Raw genomic sequence first — 20,033 nt, 5'->3', positions numbered from 1 at the left:
TAAACCCTTAAACTTATATCACTTCCAAATTGGTAAATTGTTGTAAATATTCCCGGCTAAAATTTGCATCATTAATTTTTTTTTGTCGTAATATCATCGCAGCCAGCAAACGTTGCTTGTTTTCGAAACGATTTAATAAACACAGACCTTCTGCAATTACCTTTTTCCCCATTAACGTGGCTTCAAAAAGCACAGTAGAGTTAATTCCATGCACAATGTCTGACCAATGAATTAATTGATGTGTCGTTTCACTTGAAGTAGCCCAGCGCCCCTTAGGCAAAACGTACTTATCTGTTTTTGTATCCAGCGGATGTGCTTTAAAAATAATAGGCTGGTCGTATAGTGTGCATATATATTCAATAAACTCTTGCATACCATACTTAAAACGTGAGTTTTTCCTCACGTTTGAATCAGACTCTAACTGCAAAGGGACGAAAACGTACTCACCATAGCTGAGTTTTGGATAGTTATCTAAAAAGTATTCAGTTTTGTGTTGCGCTATGATTTCTAGATAATTATTTGGCAGCCAACTGACGTTACCATGCTGCAATGAACTTTCGTCATTTATGCCGTGTCTATCGAAATACACATAGTCTTTTTGGGGGAAAAAGCCACATTCTGCGTAGGTAAATTTCTTGTTTAAATGAATTAATTTTTCCTTTAAATAATTAAAGCTACTTGTAGTCCCATTCCATAAAAAAATGCCGCGCGATTGCTTTAGCACTTCATGTGATGTTTGCTGTAATGGGTGTTTAAATATAAGCTCGATATCATGAGACTTTAAATAGCGTTCAAATCCGGACAGCCACTTTTTATGATTATTAGGATCAACCGAATAGAACAATATATATGGCTTTTGGAGTGTAATTTTGTGTTCGTAGTATGAAATGTTGTTTGTCAGTTCTGAAGATAAATCGAAATATTTCACGCTATCAGGTAAGATTTTGCGTGCTTTTTCGATAATCTCAAATTGAAAAACATTTGAGCCAATTACAAAATACTTTATATGCTTGGCTGTATTCAACTCAATTAAGGGAAGAGATAAGTTGTTATGATTGGGTGTGTTTTCCCCGATATAACAAAAGCATCTTGGTAAAGTGACGTTATTTTTTTCAATGTGTTGAAGTAATTTTTTGCTATAGCCGCCTGTTCCGATAATGGCGTATTGTTTATTTTTTAACACGCCCAACTTGGCGATATCAACATCAATAAAATTCACAACTTATTCTCGTTTGAAAGTACTCATTTAGTTATCGACTATTTGGGTAAATTGTTTAGCGTCAATACATTCAACGAGTCGCTGCCAGTGTAAATCAAAAAGACCACAGTCATCACCAAACCGCGCATTAGAAATTTCTCTTAGTCTCTCAAACATTTTTCTTATTTCTTGTAGCGATGCTTTTGTTCTTGAGAAATCTAACTCTCGAATAGCCTGGTACAATATAAATTCATTGGGGTCCATTTCCCAGCCTAGCTCGGCAATAAAATCTTTTAAGATCTTTTCTCGCAATGTGCTTTGAACTGCGGTTTTAGTCGCAATAACTTGCGTCGAGTGGATTCTATATTTCACCAAAGGCATTTGAATATTGTGAAATTTAAAAGTGCTTTTGGTCGCTAATTGACACCATAATCGATAATCTTCACAAAACTCAAATGCACTTTCATATTTAAATGCATCATAGACTTTCTTTCTTACTATTACGGCGTTATGTCCAAACCCTGAGCGCTTAAACATCATTAAGGATTTTATATGTGAATCAAACTGCCGATAATGCCAGACCTCTGTTTTTTGCCCAAACAACTCAATCCATGAACCACATACATCAACATCGGGATTATTTTCCATAAAATCCATTTGAATCTGAAAGCGATCTTCTCTTGCAATATCGTCACCGTCCATTCGTGCAATTAAATTACACGAGCAATACTCCAACCCTAAATTTAAAGCAGCGACAAACCCTGATTCTTGCGCTTTAACCAGTTTAACGCGCGCATCATTATTTGCATATTGCTTTACAATATCTGCTGTCATATCTGTTGAATGATCATCCACCACGATAATCTCAAATTTAGAGTATGTCTGTTTTAAAATGCTGTCCATACATTCAGAAATATACGGTTCAACATTTTTAACTGGCATCAAAATCGACAAGCTACACATCTTTCAAAGCCAGATCATTTTCATACAAATATAGCCACAATCTATTTTCTAAATCTTTCGAATTTCCATGACTTATACATTCATTCCATTGAGTGTTGTTGTGCTTGAATACTCGACTTTTACCATAAAATTTATCTAACCAAATCATAGTATCATTTTGAATTAAACTGAAATTAGCTGGCGTATTACCCTTTAACGTTGCAGAGTGAAAAAAATATTCGCAAGGTCGCTCTCTTTCGTTTAACCCCAAGCTACGCCCCAATGAAAAATGACTGTATTCGATCCCCAGTAAATCAAAAATCGTAGGAAATAAATCGAAATGAGATGAATGTTCAAGCAGTCTACTTGGTAGCTTCTGATGTTGAAGCCAAAATGGAACTGTAATTTGTTCAGGAACCACAGAGTTACTATGAAAATAATACCCAAACTCCCCGAAGGACTCCCCATGATCTCCAGTTAAAATCATTATGGTATTAGATAAATCGACTTTCCTTTCCAATTTTTTTAAAAATTCACTCAATATAAAATCGACTTCATCTAATGCATTTAAATATTCAGACTTTTTTCCATCCCCTTTAAATCGATTGAACTTTTTCTTATCAATAATTTGATAAGGCATATGGGTTTGATCATTTATCACATGCAAAAAAAATGGTTTGTCACCTTCGATTTCTTTCACTATAGGCTCAACCATATCTAATAGACGATAATCACCATTTCTCTTTGCTGGCAGGTCATCTGTCCCCCAAATACGGTCAAAACCGATACGCTTGAGTAAACGGTCATAATTGTAAAGCTTGATATCAGCACTATCTAGGAACATAGTTTTATATCCCAATCTTTTCAATACTGTTAAATGCTCTGGCTCTCCTCCGTAAAACACTGAATCAGCCTTGTTATATGGATTATTAGAATACTTCCCCGTATATATTTGATTTGTAGATACAGTTGTATTTGGACAAAGACTGTAGTGTGCTTTCGAATACCAAAGCCCATTCTGAAACCTCTCAACCAACCTAGAGCGAATATATTTTCCATTATCTGTCGCAATATAATTCCCCATTGACTCAACTGTAAATAGAATTACATTGGCTCCTGAACATGAGGAAAAGAAAGCGGATTTTTTTTGTTCACTCGGTCGAAGTAAAGTATTTAAATCATTGTTATTTACTTTAGGCAATTTGAATAATTTTGGATGTACAAACAGACTAGAAATAATGCTACTTATATTAAAAAAAGAACTTTTGGGGCGAAAAGACATTTTCACTAAGTTTAGTAATAATAAGGCTAGAGTAAACGGTAAAATTAAAATGTTATCCAAGCATTCCTTACCCGTTGCTATTAAAACATTACTTTGCGAAAAGAACCTATCATAAAAGAATACATACAGAAAAATAGCAAACAAAAATATAAAGCCACCGAATGAAAGCGGTTTACCCCAAAAAAAATTCCAAAAATGACCACTGCCTTTTAGTATCCCTTTGCTTCCACTCATAAACCATTTTACTGTTTGAATATTGACTTCGATTTTGTACTGAACAAATAAAGCGGCATCTATAATTAGAATCAAGCCTAAAATTAGTAGCATAATCAAAATAGCTAAACTTGCGGTATCTGACTTAATAAAATCCGATACAAACCAGAGTATAAGTGATAAAAATGCGCTCCAATTTACATCAGACAATCCAATAAATCGATAGATAGCACCTCTTGACGATTTTAAGTACTTAACAATCGTTAAAAAAATTAAGGTAAGTGTGAGATACAATATAATAGCCAATCGAGTAAATCTCTTTTGTTGTGTTTAAGCTTTTAATTAATAGAATCCAATATGTTTTTTGCTTCTCTCAACGACACGCTCTTTCCAATCAATACTTCAATATCAATTGGGGATTCAATAATACACCCTCTATTACCAACTGCATCTAAAACACAATCCTTCGTATCAATGCCTTTTTTTGGAACGGCGATATAGTCAAAAAACTCAACAAAAGACTTAACAAACTCTAGCTGATTGCATATATAGTTTAGTGTTTCCACAGCGTCTGCATTTAAATACTCCTGCTCAACAAAATTGTATTTAGGTAAAAATAAAAAAATGTTATCCATACTATGGATAAATTTCGCGTAAAAATAACTTCTATGCGGAGACGCAATAGGAACTTTGCCAGTCACTACATCATTTAATTGTAAATTGTCATAACTAAGCCACCAGAAATAAGAATCTTTTGGGTTACAGCTGTAATACAGGGTTTTTAAGTCTTGTCCAAATGTTAAGTTTGAAAAACCGACTAAAGTTTTTGAATCGCTAACAAAGGTTTGAGTATAGTCATTGTAGGTTGTCCTATTACCAAAGTATGCTAGATGAACCTTTTCACAGTTAAGTGCGCTGTTAGAAAAATTATGTTCAACAAAGCGCTTCAATATGCTTTTATATGTGCAATCCAACACCTCGACTTTAAAGTCAACGAGATTTTTCTTATGCATAATTAATTTATATTCTCGATCAGTCGCGAAAGAAGAACTACTATCGTAGGCTTGATATCGAATATCTAAGTCTTTTTTAATTTTATTTAGATATTTATGCCAGATTGATAGGAGGTGGCCAATAAACACATTAGCCTCACTAGAATACATTGCTTTAAGAAGAACTGAATTCATATAGTTCACAGTTCCATATAAGTAATAGAATAACAATGACTGACCACGGCTATATGAAGAAAATAACAACTCTTTATGGAAACGGATTAATTCATCAACATCGGGGATGCCAGAAGAATCACTGCTCTTTGCTAACAAAGCATCAATTTCCATTTTTAGAATGAGTTCACTATATTTATGTTGATACTTGCCATCATATCCCGAACATTTACTGTTTGAAAATGCATTAAACCTAATATGAAGAAGACAATCTTTTTTGTACTTGGAATCTAATAACAATAATACCAATTCAGCTTCTAAGGGCACACTCCCCACAATCAAAGCCCCATCACTACAGTTAAAGCAATCTACTTTTCGCTGGGCTAATGTTTGTTCTAATATCGTTTTCGAAACTTTGAATTCGTGTTTAGTAAAAACAGTCGGTCTAAAATTTCCGGGCACCACCATAGAGGTATTGTTTTTGGCTTCGTAGTCATACATCTGCTCGCCATTTTCTTTATAATAACCAGACTGGGTTGAGTGGTGTTTAGTTTTATCGTAAAAACCCAAATCGATGCCAAACAAATAAACTTGGTTAAATCCCATTTTGGTAAATATATTCAGTGCAAAATTTGCAACAGTTGGAAACGCAAACTGCAATTCTTCGTATAGGCCTTTTCCAATCACCTCAATGGCCGATACGGTCGACGACTCCCCTTCTTTAAATGCTAGATAGACGTCTTTAAACAAATCACAAGTATCTGGGTGTATGCCATTACAGCTGATCAAGCTAATTTGTTTTAAATAATCAAAATCGCCAATCCGGCAAATCCAGTCAAAAGTCGATCTATTTTGCTCTATCTCTGCGTGAAAATCTGGCACGATGCCATTTTTATATAGAGGCATTAAGGCAGTGCCGCACGAAACGATAATTGCTTGCGCTTTCCACTCTTTAATTGTTTCAATGCTTTGATCTAAAGAAGGGCCGTTACCCACTAAAAATATCGGTACTTCTTTATCTTGATAGCTTAGCTTTTTATCTGCCTCTTGAATTAAAAACGGATAGCCACGTGCAATTGTTTCTGTTGTATGCGCGATACCGTATCTTGCATGGTCGTAATATTCGCCCATTGAAATTACAACTTGTAACTGCTCTCTAAGTTGTGCAATCGCGGCAACCAAGTTCGAGTTGTAATAACTTTGATAAAAGTAGGTATTAGCCAGTATATATGGGCCGATTGAATAAAACTGGTTGAGCAAATCTCTGAATAAATGCGTACCATCATCACCAATATTTAAATATAAGCGCCCGCCAGATTCATCAATTTGTTTTAAATACTGTGCCCAGTCGATGCTATATAAAGAGGCATAAAAAAAGTCGCGGTTGGGTTCACAAATAAATAAGTTTTCAACTTGGTGATGATTAAATAGACACTCCAGCTGATAACCCGTACCTACGCCAAAAACAATCAGTGATTTGATATCTTGTGGTAAATTGCCAGCTTCTTCTTCTATCTCTTCTAGAATTTTTTCTGTTTCGGCAACAAATTGATAGTGTAAATAATGTTTAAGCTTGGTCCCTTTATACCCTAGCACCAAACCGTCTTTATTTGGGTAACGGCAAAAGTTTTCAAAATTTTGTTCGCACTCTTGTTTAGGGTTATCGCCATGCCAACTGGTTAATGATTTTTTTTCAATCAAGTTTATTTGTTGTTCTTGGTTAACAACAGGAAGCCAATTATTCGGTTGGTAATCAGAAAATTCTTTAGCGATTTGTGGGTAGTATTTTTTGAATGCAGCAATATTTTTTGCAAAAACGCTGTCTGTTTTCCCGTCTGTTTTCCTGTCTGTATCTGGCATACCCGCATCTGGTATCGAAGCTAAATTTGTTAAATCGATAGATTGTGTCCAAATTGGCAGGTAGTTATCTGCTTGTTGCTGCTGATAATTTATACCCTGCGCCATACATTTTTGCCAGCCAAAGTCTCGTAGTGACACAGCCAGTGAGTCGAAAACTGGATGATGATAATGCGGGTAAAGATAAAAGCCATCAAAGGGAAAATGCTGGTTAAGCTCAGATACATCCGCCAGCAAATCACGGCCATCTTTTCCAATCTGCAAATAAATCGCTGTACCTTTAGATTTCGCGGTATCAAGAATCAGCTCCCAGTCGATCGCCATAACAGAACACTGAAAATATTGAAGTTCTGGCTCATAAATTGCCAAATGTTTAATGTTCCGTGAATTGAGCAACTCAACGATGTGCTGCCCCATCCCCAACCCCAATACCACAAGCACATCTATTTCTTTAGGGAGTGCACTTCGTTCTAGATAAGTTTGGTAATGCGGTAAGTCTTCTAATTTGGTCGCTTTTTTGAGCGCTATATTGCTTGACTGATTTTCCAGTGTTTCATTCAGTGCCACGTACTGCGGGAAACGACAAAATGCGTTAAATTGCTGGTGTATTTCTGCTTTTGGGTCTAGGCCATATAAAGTTCGCCCATTACCGTAGTCAACAATGTTTCTTTGCCCAAAACGATTGCAAAAAAGACTGATATTACTGGTGCGAATATTTTGTACAAAACTCAACAAGCTGGGAATATGGTAACTAAAAGCTTGAATATTTCTGCTATGCTGTCGCTGAATATCTGCTGCAAGTTCAGCTTCGATTTCGCTTTGTTTCTCTTCATCTTGTTCTATATGTAAGCGAATATCTTTTAACATCTATTTATTCCGATACCATTATTTTTTAATTTAAGGTGAAAGATTCAATCAGATTGATGCCATCCCAATAAACATCAAATTCTAATGCTTTACCCAATTGCGCTTGTCGTTTACCTAAATTCAGCGCGCATTCTTTAACTTCGACGTCTTTAACTTCAACGTCTAGCAAAAGACTTTGTAATTTATCATTATTTTCAATTTGTTGTGGTGTTTCTATTTGCATTTCTAACACCAAACCATTACCGCTGTGTTCGATCAGCATCTCAGCAGTCAAATTTTTGACTTTGCAATGTCCAAGTGGGCCTACACTCTGGATCTTAGCAAATGACTTGCCAGAATGTTGAGCTAATTCAATACCATGCGAAACCGCGAGTTTTTGTAACAAGATATGCTGTTCAACTTTATTGCTCATCGTCAGCTGATTTTTATTTTTGGGCAACAATTGTTGTACGGATTGCCAAAAATCTTGTTGTTTATTTTCATCTACATTTAACCAATAGATGGCTTTTGGTGAAGAACAAGCTTGTTGGTTAAACGGCAGTATATCGGTTAAAAAATTTTGCGCGGTTGCTTCGATTGAATTTGATTCGGGCAAGGTCAAAAGTGCAATTGAGTATCGATCAGGAAAACTCAACTGTTTTGTGTCTGGTTCAATCGCACTGATTAACTCTATTGTTGTATCGCCGCCCCATACTACGCGCAGATCACACCAGCGACTGAGTTGAGCGGTAACATTATTCAGTTGTGCTGAATATTCAACTATTGATAGGTAACGAGCAAGTGTTTTTCCCAGCTCAGACTCAGCATAAAGTTTTATAATTTCGATTAAGATATGCGTCACTTCACCACTGCGTCCACTCACTCTGACAATATTTTGATTGCCACATAAAACCGACAACAGCGCTGAGTATAAAAACACGGTATCCACATTGGCCGGCGCAATATGGAACACCTTGCCAGCTATTTTACCGTTACCGTTTTTATCACTGGCTTGCAAACCTTGCTGTTGTAGTTGTTTAAGGTGGGCGCCTCTAAACCAAAATGCCAGTGCAATGATTTCAGGGTAAGCCTTTAAGCTGGGCTGTTTGAGGATAAAGGCTGATAATCCATTGACCGCATCCACTATCTCATCTTGCCAAGCAAGATTCGTTTGTGGCTGTATAAAAACATCACTTTTAAGGTGCCATTTAACCTGTTCGATAAATTTAAGAGAATGTATCACTACACCCCCTTACCTGCGCATTGGGTACTCTGCCATGCACAGTAAAATATTTGCCTAAACGGCCACATTGGCAATCATCTTCGCCATGAACCACCCCCAGATCTTCTGTTAAAATGCAGTGCCCTGGGTAGCTGGTTGGTAAAGTTGAATTAACCTGTATCAAACCTTTTTCACCAAAAGGTAATAAGTGCAAGTCGTTTGTGTCACGAATCATCACATCTGACCATACAGGCGCGTGCAAATATCCATGCTCACACTGCATGTAGATTGTGCCTGTTTGCTCAACCATGCCGTAGTAATCGTGCACGGTTACGTCTCCTAAACGATTTTTGATGTGCTGCTGAAACAGAGCGTCATTGACTGCTTGTTGTTGCATTTTTTTCCAACCACCACCGTGTATCAAAGTCGCATTTTGCAAATTAAATTTTAGGTTTAGTTTTTCAAGCTGTTGAATAAATTGCTGCCACACAATAAATGTAAAACCAAATATTAATATGTTCTCTTGCTCATATCGCTGAAAAAACTCGGTTATACGCGCAACATCCAGTTGCATATCTGAGTTTAATGCATAACAGTGATTCCGCCCGAAAAACGACAAACCTTGTAGCCCAGCAGCCCGTGCTGTCATGCCATTTTTATTCTGTACACTTTGTGCAGCATCAATCAATAGCATGGGTCTGCGTGCTTTGCCTAACCAATGCTGTAAAATTTTAACCAGTACCTGACTTTGCAATTTAGCAGAGTCCGCATCTAGATAGATACTCGATTGACTGCCATGCGTACCAGATGAGCGCATCAAACGAAAGATTTCTTCTTCGTCGATACTTTTTAATTGATATTCTTTAAACAAGCGCGCGGCGACTGGTGGAATATGCTCTGCATCTTTGGGCATACAGGTTTCGCCAATGCAATGTAATAGCCTTTTATATTCACCACAATGTTGATAATGATGTTGTGTAAGCTCCAACAATCTTGCTGTTAAAAATTGCTTTTTTTCCAGTTTGTTAAGCCCGTAAACCGGCATGTTAACTAAACTAGCCATTTGCATCTTGATTCTCCAATGCTTGAAGCGCAATTTTATTCAGTTGCATAAAATCAATTTTACCGTTTGTGTTTATTGGCATCTCGGGTATTTGTACCTGTTTTATATAACGCGGATGACAGCCTAGAAATAGCGCTAATTGCTCGGCCAATTCACTTTCAATTTCGCTTTCGATTTCACTTTCGATTTCACTTTCAAATCGCTTGCAACGGGTTAAGATCAACAAATCATCTTTGCCTACCGGGCAAATGGCTGGGTATCGTTTATCCAACCAACTTTGGATCTCGTCTAAATTGATACGTTTGCCAACAATTTTTATAAAGCGTTTAGTTCGCCCGATAATACAATAATCACCGTCGGTATCTCGTGTGGCGATATCGCCCGTTTTTAGCCAGTCTATTGTTTCAAGTTCAGCTAAATCTGCGCTTGAATGTGCATACCCACAAAATACGTTGTCACCGCGATAACACAATTCACCGCTTGTTCTAGCAGTTGTATCGGCGGCTAAGTCATTTTCATTAATCAATTTTAACTGGCCATTCGGAATCGCTTGGCCAATACAATGTGCTTTTGCTGGCAGTTTTGCGGGCTCTAGGTAGGCAATGCGCGCAGTTGCCTCGGTTTGCCCATACATAATAAATAACTGTTGTTTATCCGTTAAAAAACCATGCAAATGATGTATCTGGGCTTCTCGCATTTTGCCACCGGCTTGTGCAAAAAAACGCACTTGCTTTAATGGTAGTCTTTTATAATTGAGCCTTTGCAGCATTTCATAAATAAATGGAACGCCATAAAAGCAGCTCACTTGGTATTGTTTAAATAATTGCCAAAAAGATTTTTCCATCACACCAAAGTCACTGAGTATCAAGGTACTATGGCGAAACAGGTGTGTATGAATAACAGATAACCCAAAACTATAATGCATGGGTAAAGTGGTGATCACACTATCTGTTTGTTGAATGGGTAAAAACTGGCAAATTGATTGACAGTTTGCACTCAGGTTTTGATAACTGAGTTTGACCATCTTAGGACTACCGGTTGAACCGCTGGTTGACAATAAAAGTGCAAGCTGAGGTGCAATTTTTTGTGTTTGTCCGTGCTTATTGTTATTGTGCCTGATTAGCGTTTTTTTTGGCTGATAAACCAAATCAACTGCATATTCTGAGATGAGATTATTTTTCTGCTCAGTCGATAAATTTGCATCAATAAAAATAACCAAATAACCGAGTCGTAAACTGGCTAGATAAGCAACTAAACACCCTAGCTGGTTGTTTGCTTCTATCGCTATAATTTTTTTACCTGTGTAAACATCCGGCTTAATTTGTTCATTGATAAAAGTATCAATCATGCTATCAACTTGTTGATAGCTATAAGCAATGGCGCTGCTGTCTTCACCTGCAATACTATCGACAATATACGCCGTTTTAGGCGCTTGTAAAAAATGCGATTTAGACCAAAAATCCATCATCAACTTAATGCAAGCCCGCCATCTACAGCGATATTCTGTGCTGTGATGTAACGCGCCTTTGAAGAGATTAAAAAGCTAATCAGCTGCGCAACATCATCTGCTTGACCTAAACTTTTTAATGCCGTTTGTTGTTTTAATTCGGCTCTTTGTTCATCCGAATAATGTGCAACTAATTCTGTTTCGATAAAACCGGGTTCAATTAAATTTACCCGTATGTTCTGACCGCCCAGCTCTTTGGCCAAACTTTTAGTTAAGCCGAATAAAGATGATTTACACGCTGCATATAATGCCTGACCGCTTGCGCCTTGCGCTGCCACCACGGATGACAAGAATACGATCACGCCTTGTTTATTGCGCACCATTAAACGGCTTGCATACTGCGCAAGTAAAATAGATGAAGTTAAGTGCAGATTGACTTGAGCTTGAATATCATCTGGCCGTATCATCATCAAGGGCGATTCGTGCAATGTACCTGCACAATTAACTAACCCATATAAATGCTTAACTTGTTTTTGAATAAACTGAAATAGGCCTTTAATTGCCGAGCTGTCTTGTAAATCCAGCACAAAACATTCCACACCGGCAGCACCGAGTTGTAGCAATTGCGCTTTTAAACTTTCAAGTTTATCAAGGTGTCGTGCGCTGATAATCAGCCCATAACCTTGTTTTGCCAGTGCTTTGGCCGTATGTGAGCCAATGCCACCCGTTGCGCCGACTATCAGTATAGATTTATCTTGCTGCACCCTGCTCTATCCTTTTTTAGGCGATATATTTTTGAATAATTTCGCCCGCTTTTTGATACGAGCTCATGTCGATAATGTCATCTGTATCGAGCATGATGTCGAAGCTGGATTCTAATTCTGCGATCAGCACCATATGTGCAGTCGAATCCCATTTTGGATGCTGACTGTAAGCCAGTTCAGCTGTCACTTCATTTTCTTCTATTGATAATGCGTTAACAAAGGCTTGTTTTAATTTATCTTCAAACATCTAGTTTAACCTCGGCTTAACCAAGCTTTTATTTGTTGGGTTGTCTGTTTATAGTTATCGGCCGTTAAAATGATTTCTGTAAAATCTTCATCGATTGGTTTGAGTTGATAACCCAGTTGTTGATTATATTTAAGTGCCGCTTTATTTTGGCTTCGCACTTTACTGCGCAATTGTTGAATATTCAAATTTTCAAACAAATAGTCGTTGATAAGCAATGATGGCGCAAACGCGACAATATTGTTGCGGTATTTTTCTTCACCTATGTATAAACCCACTTCGGCTTCGCGTGTTTGCTTGATAGCCTGTCCATCAGTACTTCTGACATTTATCGAACCAATTGCATGTTGTTTGTAATAAATCACATAATGTTTTTGCTCTGTGCGCGCTGCAAGTTTTGCAAACCAATTTTGATGTTGTGCCAATTCGAGCTTTTCAGTATTCACCATTTGCGATCTGATTTCAGGCTGGTTTCGCCATTCAAATAACAGCATCATATTGTCTTGGCTTACTGAATTAAGTTCGACAGCGTAACCCGATAAATAATCTTTCAATTTGAAATTCCTAAATTTCTTATCAATGTCGTTTGCGGTTTCGAGCAGCGAGTTGTAAGTTTCAAGTTTCAAAACATGTAGGTCGTGGCTTCAGCCCGACATGTAGAGCTGTATTTATGCCGACAAATGTATAAAAAATTGTCGCCCTAATGTAGGTCGTGGCTTTAGCCCGACATGTAGATCTGTATTTATGCCGACAAGTGTATAAAAAATTGTCGCCCTAAAGGGCCGACCTACATTGTTCTTGAAACTTGTAACTTTTAACTTGTAACTTATTGTCGCCCTAAAGGGTCGACCTACATTGCTCTTGCAACTTTCAACTCGCAACTTACCGCTCGTTGCTCGTGGCTCGTAGCTCGTAGCTCGTAGCTCGTAGCTCGTAGCTCAAACCTATTTTCCATTCAACAAGGTGTTTACAACATTTTTTGCACCCTCGGCGCTGCCTGGCTGAATTTTAGATTGCATGTGTAGCAAGGTGGTTTCGTTTAAACATTCTTGAATAGCACGTGTCATTTTGTCTGAATCAAAAGTTTGCCTAAAATCAAGCACTTTAGCCCAACCATCTTGCGCCGCATTTTGTGTATTGCGATATTGATTGTCAGCAAGAATAATTAAAATGGCGGGGGTTTGCATGGCATATAATTCAAACTGAGCAGTACCGGCTGCCGAAATGGCTAATTTAGCATTAGCAAATATAGCCGCTATATTGTGCGGCGCAACGGTATAGCTAAAATTACTCGGCAACTTTTCAATTTGCGCTATTAATTGCGTTTTATCTTCAAAACCATTTGCCACGATACAGCGCACAGGTGCTGTTAGATTTAACTGCGCCAGTAAATTTAAAACTTTAACGCTATATGAAAATGGATCGGTACCGCCCATAGTGATAATAATTTCACTGCGCTTATCTAATGGCAGAATTTGTTGTTGGGAAAACTCTTTGCGCAATAACCTATAATGATGACCCGCCATTAATTTTGCACCGGGGGCAATCTTAGAATAATCAGGTATCGCGTTAATATCCGTTGATGGATTTAAAATCCAGTCGGTAAACATTTTAGCCTGATCTGCGTTGTCATCTATGCTAATCAGCTGACAGTTACACGCATATTGACGCAGAGCTTTAAATAGCTGCTGGCGAAACTCAAGGTTAAAGTTATAGCCGTCAATAAATAGATAACCAATAGTTTGCTGGTTGCAATACTGTGCTAGTTTCTCTAATGATTTTTGACTTCCCTGCTGTTCATCCATCAGATAAACAGGGTAATCGAACAAAGGATTTTGTTTAGCAAATATAAAGCTGTTTTTATCCAGTGCAAAAACAGGCGCTATCCTAGCCTTTTCACAGGCTTGTGCCAGCGCAATACAGCGCATTAAATGACCAGAGCCCAATAAGCTGTTAGCTTGTGTTAAAAAGACAACTTTAGAATGTGTATTAGTTTTGCTCGGCATTATGTGCATTTTGTAAATGTGGCCAGTCAATCGCTGTGCCTGCTTTGATATCCTGCGTCGCGTTGCTCTGCAACACCTGCTTAAAATGCTTTGGCGCTAAACCTAATGCAGGTCTAACAACTTTAACGTTTTCGCGGGTGAAAGGTTCGCCTGCTTTAATGTCGCTGCACGCAAATATCGAACGCCGATAATACTTACTGTTACGCTCAGCCGGGCTGCCACCATATGTCACTTTGCCTAACGCTTTAAAGGCCAGCTCACTGGCTTCAACGAGTGCAGAAAACTCATCGGCTTCTAATGAAAACTCGGCATCAACCCCGCCGGCAGTTCTGTCTAAAACAAAATGTTTTTCGATTGCAACAGCGCCTAAAGCCACTGAAGCAACTGAAACACCAATACCGCGTGTATGGTCTGACAAACCCACTGGGCAGTTAAATTTTTGCCGCATGTCCGGTATGGTAAGCAAATTGGTATTTTCTGCACTGGCTGGATAGGTACTGGTGCATTTTAAAATAATGATTTGTGCATTGCCGGCTTGATGTGCTGTATCAATCGCTTGCTGAATTTCAGCTTCGCTCGCCATACCAGTAGACATTATCAGTGGTTTGCCAGTCGCTGCTGCTTTTTCAATTAGTGGCAAGTCTGTCAATTCGAAAGAGGCAATTTTATAGCATGGTACATTCAAGGTTTCTAAAAAATCGACGGCAGCTTCATCAAATGGAGAACTAAAAGCTTCTAACCCCAATGAATTGGCAAAACTAAATAGTTCTGCATGCCATTCGTATGGGGTGCTGGCTTTTTGGTACAACTCATGTAAATGTGCGCCGTACCATAACGAATCTTTCTCTTGTATACGAAAGTTATCTGAATCAATTGGCAACGTCATAGAATCAGCAGTATAGGTTTGCAATTTAATTGCATCTACCCCTGCATTTGCAGCTGCCTGCACCATATCTTTTGCCAAATTTAAATCTTGGTTATGATTACCTGATAGCTCGGCAATAATAAAGGGGTTATGCGCTGGGCCGAGCGTACATTTTCCAATTTTGATTTCTTTCATTTCGCTTATCTTCTGCCTTCATTCTGTAAAATGATCAGCCATCATGTTTAGTAAATATCTCATCGACACATTTCATGATTTCATCGGCCGAAATACAATTACAGGGAGAGACCGGGCTTTGACCCGTTAATTGTGACAAACAAGCAGCGCACTCTCCAGTTGGATCTGTGGCAAAATCAGGCATAATCATTTGTGGTTGTGTCGCACCGGATATTAATAATACTTTGCAGTTAACCGTTTTTGCCAACCACAGCAATTCACTTGGCGGTGTAATTAATAAATCACAGGCGGCCAGCTTTTCCAGTTTTTCTTTTATCGGCATATCGGTAAAAGGTTCGCTCCAAACCTGATAGCCCAGTTCAAGCAAACGCTTTTTAACCACTTGCATGTGTGGATAGTTAGGCAACGCATTACCCGCTAAAGCAATCGTTTTTTTACCCTGCCCAGCTTGAGTTAATTTCTTATCTGCTGTCACTGGAATAGACATATTCATCTGCAAACGATCAAAACCGCAACATGTCACCAGAAAGTGTTCTGGGTAACCTTCGTTTGGTAAGTACTCGGCTTCCCACCAAGGCGTAAACCATTTGTGCATCGCACTAAAGGTGCTCTCCAGGTAGGCGCTGGGTTGATTAACATACTCAGGCTTCAGTGCTTGTTTTTGAAATTGTTCAATCAATTCCTGAACTGAGATGCTTAGATAATTCCCCATTGCACGCTCACCCGCATCTTTTAAAAAGCGGGTTAAAAAACAGGCCATAAAGCTGGTGTCTAAATTGATAATTTGATCATATGCTTCACCCACAATTTGTTCAGCCAACCCCAAAAATGCTTCCATCGCCGGAATAAAATCTTCTGGCCATTGATCTCTTGCCAGTTGCATAACACGGCAGTCTGGTTCGGCCAGTTGAATCACTTCAGCACCTTGCGAAAAAGTTAAAAACGTAAACTCGGCTGACGGGTTTTGTTGTTTAAAGTATCGTAAAGCAGGTACACCTATTGCTGCCACATCAGCCAGATTGAGTAAGCGGATAATTAATATTTTTAACGGTTTTTCTGTGCTGCTCATAAATTTTCCTATTCGCTTTCTTTAAGTTGGTGAGCTTTATACATCAGCTCAGCTGTGTGCCAATCTTCAAGTGTATCTATATCCTGTACTAAAAATCTAGGCATCATAATGGGCACACTGTGCTCGGAAAACATACCTTTTTTAGATAAATAATCTTCAACTCTTCCCCAATAAAATTGTCCTGCATCATGAAATGCTTCTTCTAAATCTTGTGAGCGTTTGCCAATGGACTCGGGAAACATAGCGGTCACACCCGTATTGTGTTGTTTGAGCGCGCGTTGTACAGGAAATGGAAAAGTGCAGACCGAAAATGCAAACGCTTTGTCTTTTTGCGCTTGTAGAGCTTGATAGCCTTGCATTAAATATTCGGCTGTTAACAAAGGGGCTGTTGCATAAATACAGCAGGCGTAGTTAAGGTCAATTCCTTGCTTTAAATAATACTGAATGGCGTGATTGGTTACCGGCCGCGTTCCAGTGAAATCATCCGCTAAATTTTCGGGCCTGATGAAAGGCACTTCAGCGCCATATTCACGCGCAACTTCGGCAATCTCGTCACTGTCTGTTGATACCATGATATGGTCAAATATTTTCGCTTGTTGCGCAACTTGAATACTGTGGGCAATAAGTGGTTTGCCCGCAAACGGCCGGATGTTCTTTTTAGGAATGCGCTTGCTACCACCACGAGCGGGTATGATCGCGATATTCATTTTGTACAATCCCGCAGTGCTTGTTCTAATGCTTGCTCTAGTGCTTGTACGACATGTAATTGCTGTTCATCCGTCATACTTTGAAACAGCGGTATCGTTAAAGTGTGTTCTGCGTAATGTTCAGCGGCTGGAAAGTCGCCTTTGTTAAATCCAAGCTTTTGGTAATAAGGTTGTAAATGCACCGGTGAATAATGCACATTCGCGTGCACTCCAGCGTGCTGTAACAATTGATAAACTTGTAAGCGATTTTGCCCTTTTAATTCAACCGCGTATAAATGCCAGGCACTTTCGGCTAACTGCTTTTTATCGGGTAACTGAAGCGGTAAATTTTCCAAATGATTAAAATAATTATCGGCTAAGGTCCTGCGCCGCGCTATAAATGCATCTAATTTGGCAAGCTGGGTAATGCCTAAAGCAGCCTGCAAATCGCTCATTCGATAGTTAAATCCTAATTCGACTTGCTGATAACACCACGGGCCTTCAACTACATCTTGCATTTGTGCTTGTTCGCGCGTTACACCGTGTTTCGCAAACAAAGTTGCACGCTCAATCAACCTCTGCTGATTTGACAATAGCGCGCCGCCTTCAGCTGTGGTAATTGATTTAACCGGGTGGAAACTAAAAACGGTAAAGTCGGAATAACGACAATTACCTATTTTTTTACCCTGATAATCACCGCCCAGTGCGTGGCAGGCATCTTCGATGACCTTTACCCCGTGTTGCTGACATAAGGTGTAAATTTGCTGCATCTCGCAGCTATAACCGGCAAAATGAACCGCGATAATGGCTTTAGGAAGGCGCTTTTCTGCTTGCGCGATTTCTAATTTTTGCGCTAAAGCTGTCGGGCAAAGATTTCGGCTACGTGGATTAATATCCACAAAATCAACATCAGCACCACAAAATCGAATACAGTTTGCAGTTGCAACAAAGGTGATTGGGGTTGTCCAGACTATATCGCCCGCTTTAACATCTAATGCTAAACAGGCAACATGTAGTGCAGAAGTCGCGCTATTTACTGCCAGTGCATATTGAGCGCCAGTGTATTGGCACAAAGCCTCTTCAAAAGCCGGTACCTGCTTGCCCTGGGTTAAAAATTGATTTTCTAAAACATCTACAACGGCCAATATATCCTGCTGATCGATAGAATGTTTACCATATGGGATCATAAAATATTTTTATCCAGCTCAATCAATTGCTGCAAAGTTAAAAATTCAGGGTTGGTGCCAGAGTGATATTCAAACTTTTCACTGACTTTTTGACCTTCTTCGCCCAAACGATTATGGCTATATTCAAGCTTTTTCTCAAAAAAACGAATCGGGGGCGTAATCACATAATGGTCGTCAAATTCCAACGAGTGATGCGCCACTTCTTCCGGAACCATTATTTCATGTAATTTTTCGCCGGGGCGAATGCCGACTGCTTCATATTCTCTTGTACCACTCATGGCTTCGACCAAATCGAGAATACGTACAGATGGTATTTTGGGAACAAAAATTTCACCACCTTGCATGCGCTGAAAACTTTTAACAACAAATTCAACGCCCTGCTCTAAGCGCAGCCAAAAACGTGTCATCTCCGGATGTGTTACCGGTAAAGGTAATTTACCCTCATTGATTAACTTGCGGAAAAATGGCACAACTGAACCGCGAGAGCCAACAACATTACCATAACGAACGACCGCAAAACGGGTACCATGCGCACCCGAAATATTATTGCCGGCGACAAATAATTTATCCGAAGCAAGTTTAGTCGCACCATACAGATTAACTGGATTTGCTGCTTTATCAGTAGATAATGCAATGACACGTCGAACATTCGCTTCAATCGCCGCTTCTATCACATTTTGTGCACCCATTATATTGGTTTTGATGCACTCCATAGGATTATATTCTGCCGCAGGCACTTGTTTTAAAGCAGCAGCATGCACGACATAATCAACGTCCCGCATCGCCGTAATCAGCCTATCTTTATCACGCACGTTGCCGATAAAATATCGCATAACAGGGCTGGTAAACTCTTGCTGCATCTCAAATTGTTTCAATTCATCTCGAGAAAATACAATGAGCTTATGCGGTTTATAATGTGTTAGCAGATGTTTTATAAAACACCGGCCAAATGAACCTGTGCCACCCGTTACTAAAATTGATTTGCCGTCAAACACTATGATGTTCTCTATTTTTTGTATTTTTTGATCGCTTTTTGCCCTTTTACAAGCTGCATAAGCGCGGACTCAGATTGCTTAAATAACTGATTACAAAGCGTAATCAATCTATTATTGACGTCTCGTTCAGCTAACGCAAATTCTTTTTGTTGTTCGAGGTTTTTAAACGTGTCTAACAGACCTTGAATTAATTCGTCTCTTTGCTCTATCAGCTTCAACAAATTTGCACTGTCCAGCTCGTCTTCATTGATTATCTCAACGAGCTGTGTATTTAACAAGGCGAGTTCTGGTGGGGTATAAGCGTGATTTAATCCTTCAATCGAGAGTGTTTCCACACTACTAGACTGCACTTTGCTCTTGCTGTCTTTGTCTTTGTAATTCATATGCTTCCTGTTTAGCTTCTTCAGGAATGGACGCCCAAGCAGTTTTAATTGGCAACATTAATGCGATAATTTCATCCATAATTTGGGTGCTATTTTGCACATGCGCATCTGTTAAGCGGTTAATCATGTAATCATACAGTGCATATAAGTTATCTGTCACTTCACTTTCGACAGAAAAATCCAATGTATCTCGCAAGTTAACAAGAATCGCAGATGCTTTAGATAAATGGATGGATTTATTTTCATGCTCTTTGCGCTCCATGCAACCTTTAGCGTAAGCCATCTTATCCAATGCCCCCTGCATCAGCATTAACGTAATTTGATGCGGATCGGCTTGCGCAATTTGCTGCTTAATATTACCTTGCTTATAAGCATTAATACCACGTTTAAACATTTAGCTCAC

The 20,033-nt window shown here is 38.9% G+C and carries 18 protein-coding genes; all 18 read right to left on the bottom strand.

Features of this window, described 5'->3' with window-relative positions; all coding sequences use genetic code 11:
- Window positions 1-13 precede the first annotated feature (13 nt).
- Complete coding sequence (locus FNT16_RS11705) at window positions 14-1,219, bottom strand: capsular polysaccharide export protein, LipB/KpsS family (protein WP_143871755.1); 1,206 nt, start codon at window positions 1,217-1,219, stop codon at window positions 14-16.
- Between the two features lie 27 nt (window positions 1,220-1,246).
- Entirely contained in the window at window positions 1,247-2,152 is a 906-nt protein-coding gene (locus tag FNT16_RS11700) for a glycosyltransferase family 2 protein (protein ID WP_185976583.1), read from the bottom strand.
- A gap of 1 nt (window position 2,153) precedes the next feature.
- Entirely contained in the window at window positions 2,154-3,941 is a 1,788-nt protein-coding gene (locus tag FNT16_RS11695; protein ID WP_143871753.1) for a sulfatase-like hydrolase/transferase, read from the bottom strand.
- A gap of 32 nt (window positions 3,942-3,973) precedes the next feature.
- Window positions 3,974-7,525, bottom strand: coding sequence for a motility associated factor glycosyltransferase family protein (locus tag FNT16_RS11690; protein WP_143871752.1), 3,552 nt, complete (start codon window positions 7,523-7,525; stop codon window positions 3,974-3,976).
- Window positions 7,526-7,550: 25 nt separating this feature from the next.
- Window positions 7,551-8,747 carry an acyl-CoA reductase gene (locus FNT16_RS11685; RefSeq protein WP_143871751.1) on the bottom strand — a complete coding sequence of 399 codons (1,197 nt, stop codon included), beginning with the start codon at window positions 8,745-8,747 and terminating at the stop codon, window positions 7,551-7,553.
- A complete protein-coding gene (locus FNT16_RS11680) occupies window positions 8,731-9,795 on the bottom strand; it encodes a LuxE/PaaK family acyltransferase (RefSeq protein WP_143871750.1) in 1,065 nt (354 codons plus the stop codon). The genes FNT16_RS11685 and FNT16_RS11680 overlap by 17 nt, the downstream gene beginning before the upstream one ends.
- On the bottom strand, window positions 9,782-11,257 hold the full coding sequence (locus FNT16_RS11675; protein ID WP_143871749.1) for an AMP-binding protein: 1,476 nt from the start codon (window positions 11,255-11,257) through the stop codon (window positions 9,782-9,784). The genes FNT16_RS11680 and FNT16_RS11675 overlap by 14 nt, the downstream gene beginning before the upstream one ends.
- Window positions 11,257-12,000, bottom strand: coding sequence for an SDR family NAD(P)-dependent oxidoreductase (locus FNT16_RS11670; RefSeq protein ID WP_143871748.1), 744 nt, complete (start codon window positions 11,998-12,000; stop codon window positions 11,257-11,259). Before FNT16_RS11670 ends, FNT16_RS11675 begins: the two co-directional genes overlap by 1 nt.
- Before the next feature lie 16 nt (window positions 12,001-12,016).
- On the bottom strand, window positions 12,017-12,247 hold the full coding sequence (locus FNT16_RS11665) for an acyl carrier protein (protein ID WP_143871747.1): 231 nt from the start codon (window positions 12,245-12,247) through the stop codon (window positions 12,017-12,019).
- A 5-nt stretch (window positions 12,248-12,252) separates the two neighbouring features.
- A complete protein-coding gene (locus tag FNT16_RS11660; RefSeq protein WP_143871746.1) occupies window positions 12,253-12,798 on the bottom strand; it encodes a GNAT family N-acetyltransferase in 546 nt (181 codons plus the stop codon).
- A gap of 390 nt (window positions 12,799-13,188) precedes the next feature.
- A complete protein-coding gene (gene pseG / locus FNT16_RS11655) occupies window positions 13,189-14,250 on the bottom strand; it encodes a UDP-2,4-diacetamido-2,4,6-trideoxy-beta-L-altropyranose hydrolase (protein ID WP_185976582.1) in 1,062 nt (353 codons plus the stop codon).
- Entirely contained in the window at window positions 14,234-15,310 is a 1,077-nt protein-coding gene (gene pseI, locus FNT16_RS11650; RefSeq protein ID WP_143871744.1) for a pseudaminic acid synthase, read from the bottom strand. Before pseI ends, pseG begins: the two co-directional genes overlap by 17 nt.
- Window positions 15,311-15,344: 34 nt before the next feature.
- Complete coding sequence (locus FNT16_RS11645; RefSeq protein ID WP_143871743.1) at window positions 15,345-16,379, bottom strand: glycosyltransferase family 9 protein; 1,035 nt, start codon at window positions 16,377-16,379, stop codon at window positions 15,345-15,347.
- A gap of 8 nt (window positions 16,380-16,387) precedes the next feature.
- Complete coding sequence (gene pseF / locus FNT16_RS11640) at window positions 16,388-17,086, bottom strand: pseudaminic acid cytidylyltransferase (protein WP_143871742.1); 699 nt, start codon at window positions 17,084-17,086, stop codon at window positions 16,388-16,390.
- Window positions 17,083-18,252 carry a UDP-4-amino-4,6-dideoxy-N-acetyl-beta-L-altrosamine transaminase gene (pseC, locus tag FNT16_RS11635; protein ID WP_143871741.1) on the bottom strand — a complete coding sequence of 390 codons (1,170 nt, stop codon included), beginning with the start codon at window positions 18,250-18,252 and terminating at the stop codon, window positions 17,083-17,085. Before pseC ends, pseF begins: the two co-directional genes overlap by 4 nt.
- Complete coding sequence (gene pseB, locus FNT16_RS11630) at window positions 18,249-19,247, bottom strand: UDP-N-acetylglucosamine 4,6-dehydratase (inverting) (protein WP_143871740.1); 999 nt, start codon at window positions 19,245-19,247, stop codon at window positions 18,249-18,251. The genes pseC and pseB overlap by 4 nt, the downstream gene beginning before the upstream one ends.
- Before the next feature lie 11 nt (window positions 19,248-19,258).
- Window positions 19,259-19,630: a hypothetical protein gene (locus FNT16_RS11625; RefSeq protein ID WP_143871739.1), complete on the bottom strand. Its 372-nt coding sequence runs from the start codon at window positions 19,628-19,630 to the stop codon at window positions 19,259-19,261.
- On the bottom strand, window positions 19,587-20,024 hold the full coding sequence (gene fliS, locus FNT16_RS11620) for a flagellar export chaperone FliS (protein ID WP_143871738.1): 438 nt from the start codon (window positions 20,022-20,024) through the stop codon (window positions 19,587-19,589). The genes FNT16_RS11625 and fliS overlap by 44 nt, the downstream gene beginning before the upstream one ends.
- Between the last annotated feature and the right edge of the window lie 9 nt (window positions 20,025-20,033).

Source organism: Catenovulum sediminis (assembly GCF_007289895.1).
GTDB lineage: Bacteria > Pseudomonadota > Gammaproteobacteria > Enterobacterales > Alteromonadaceae > Catenovulum > Catenovulum sediminis.
Note: the sequence above shows the minus strand (reverse complement) of the source record. Positions and strands in the feature narration are given on the sequence as shown.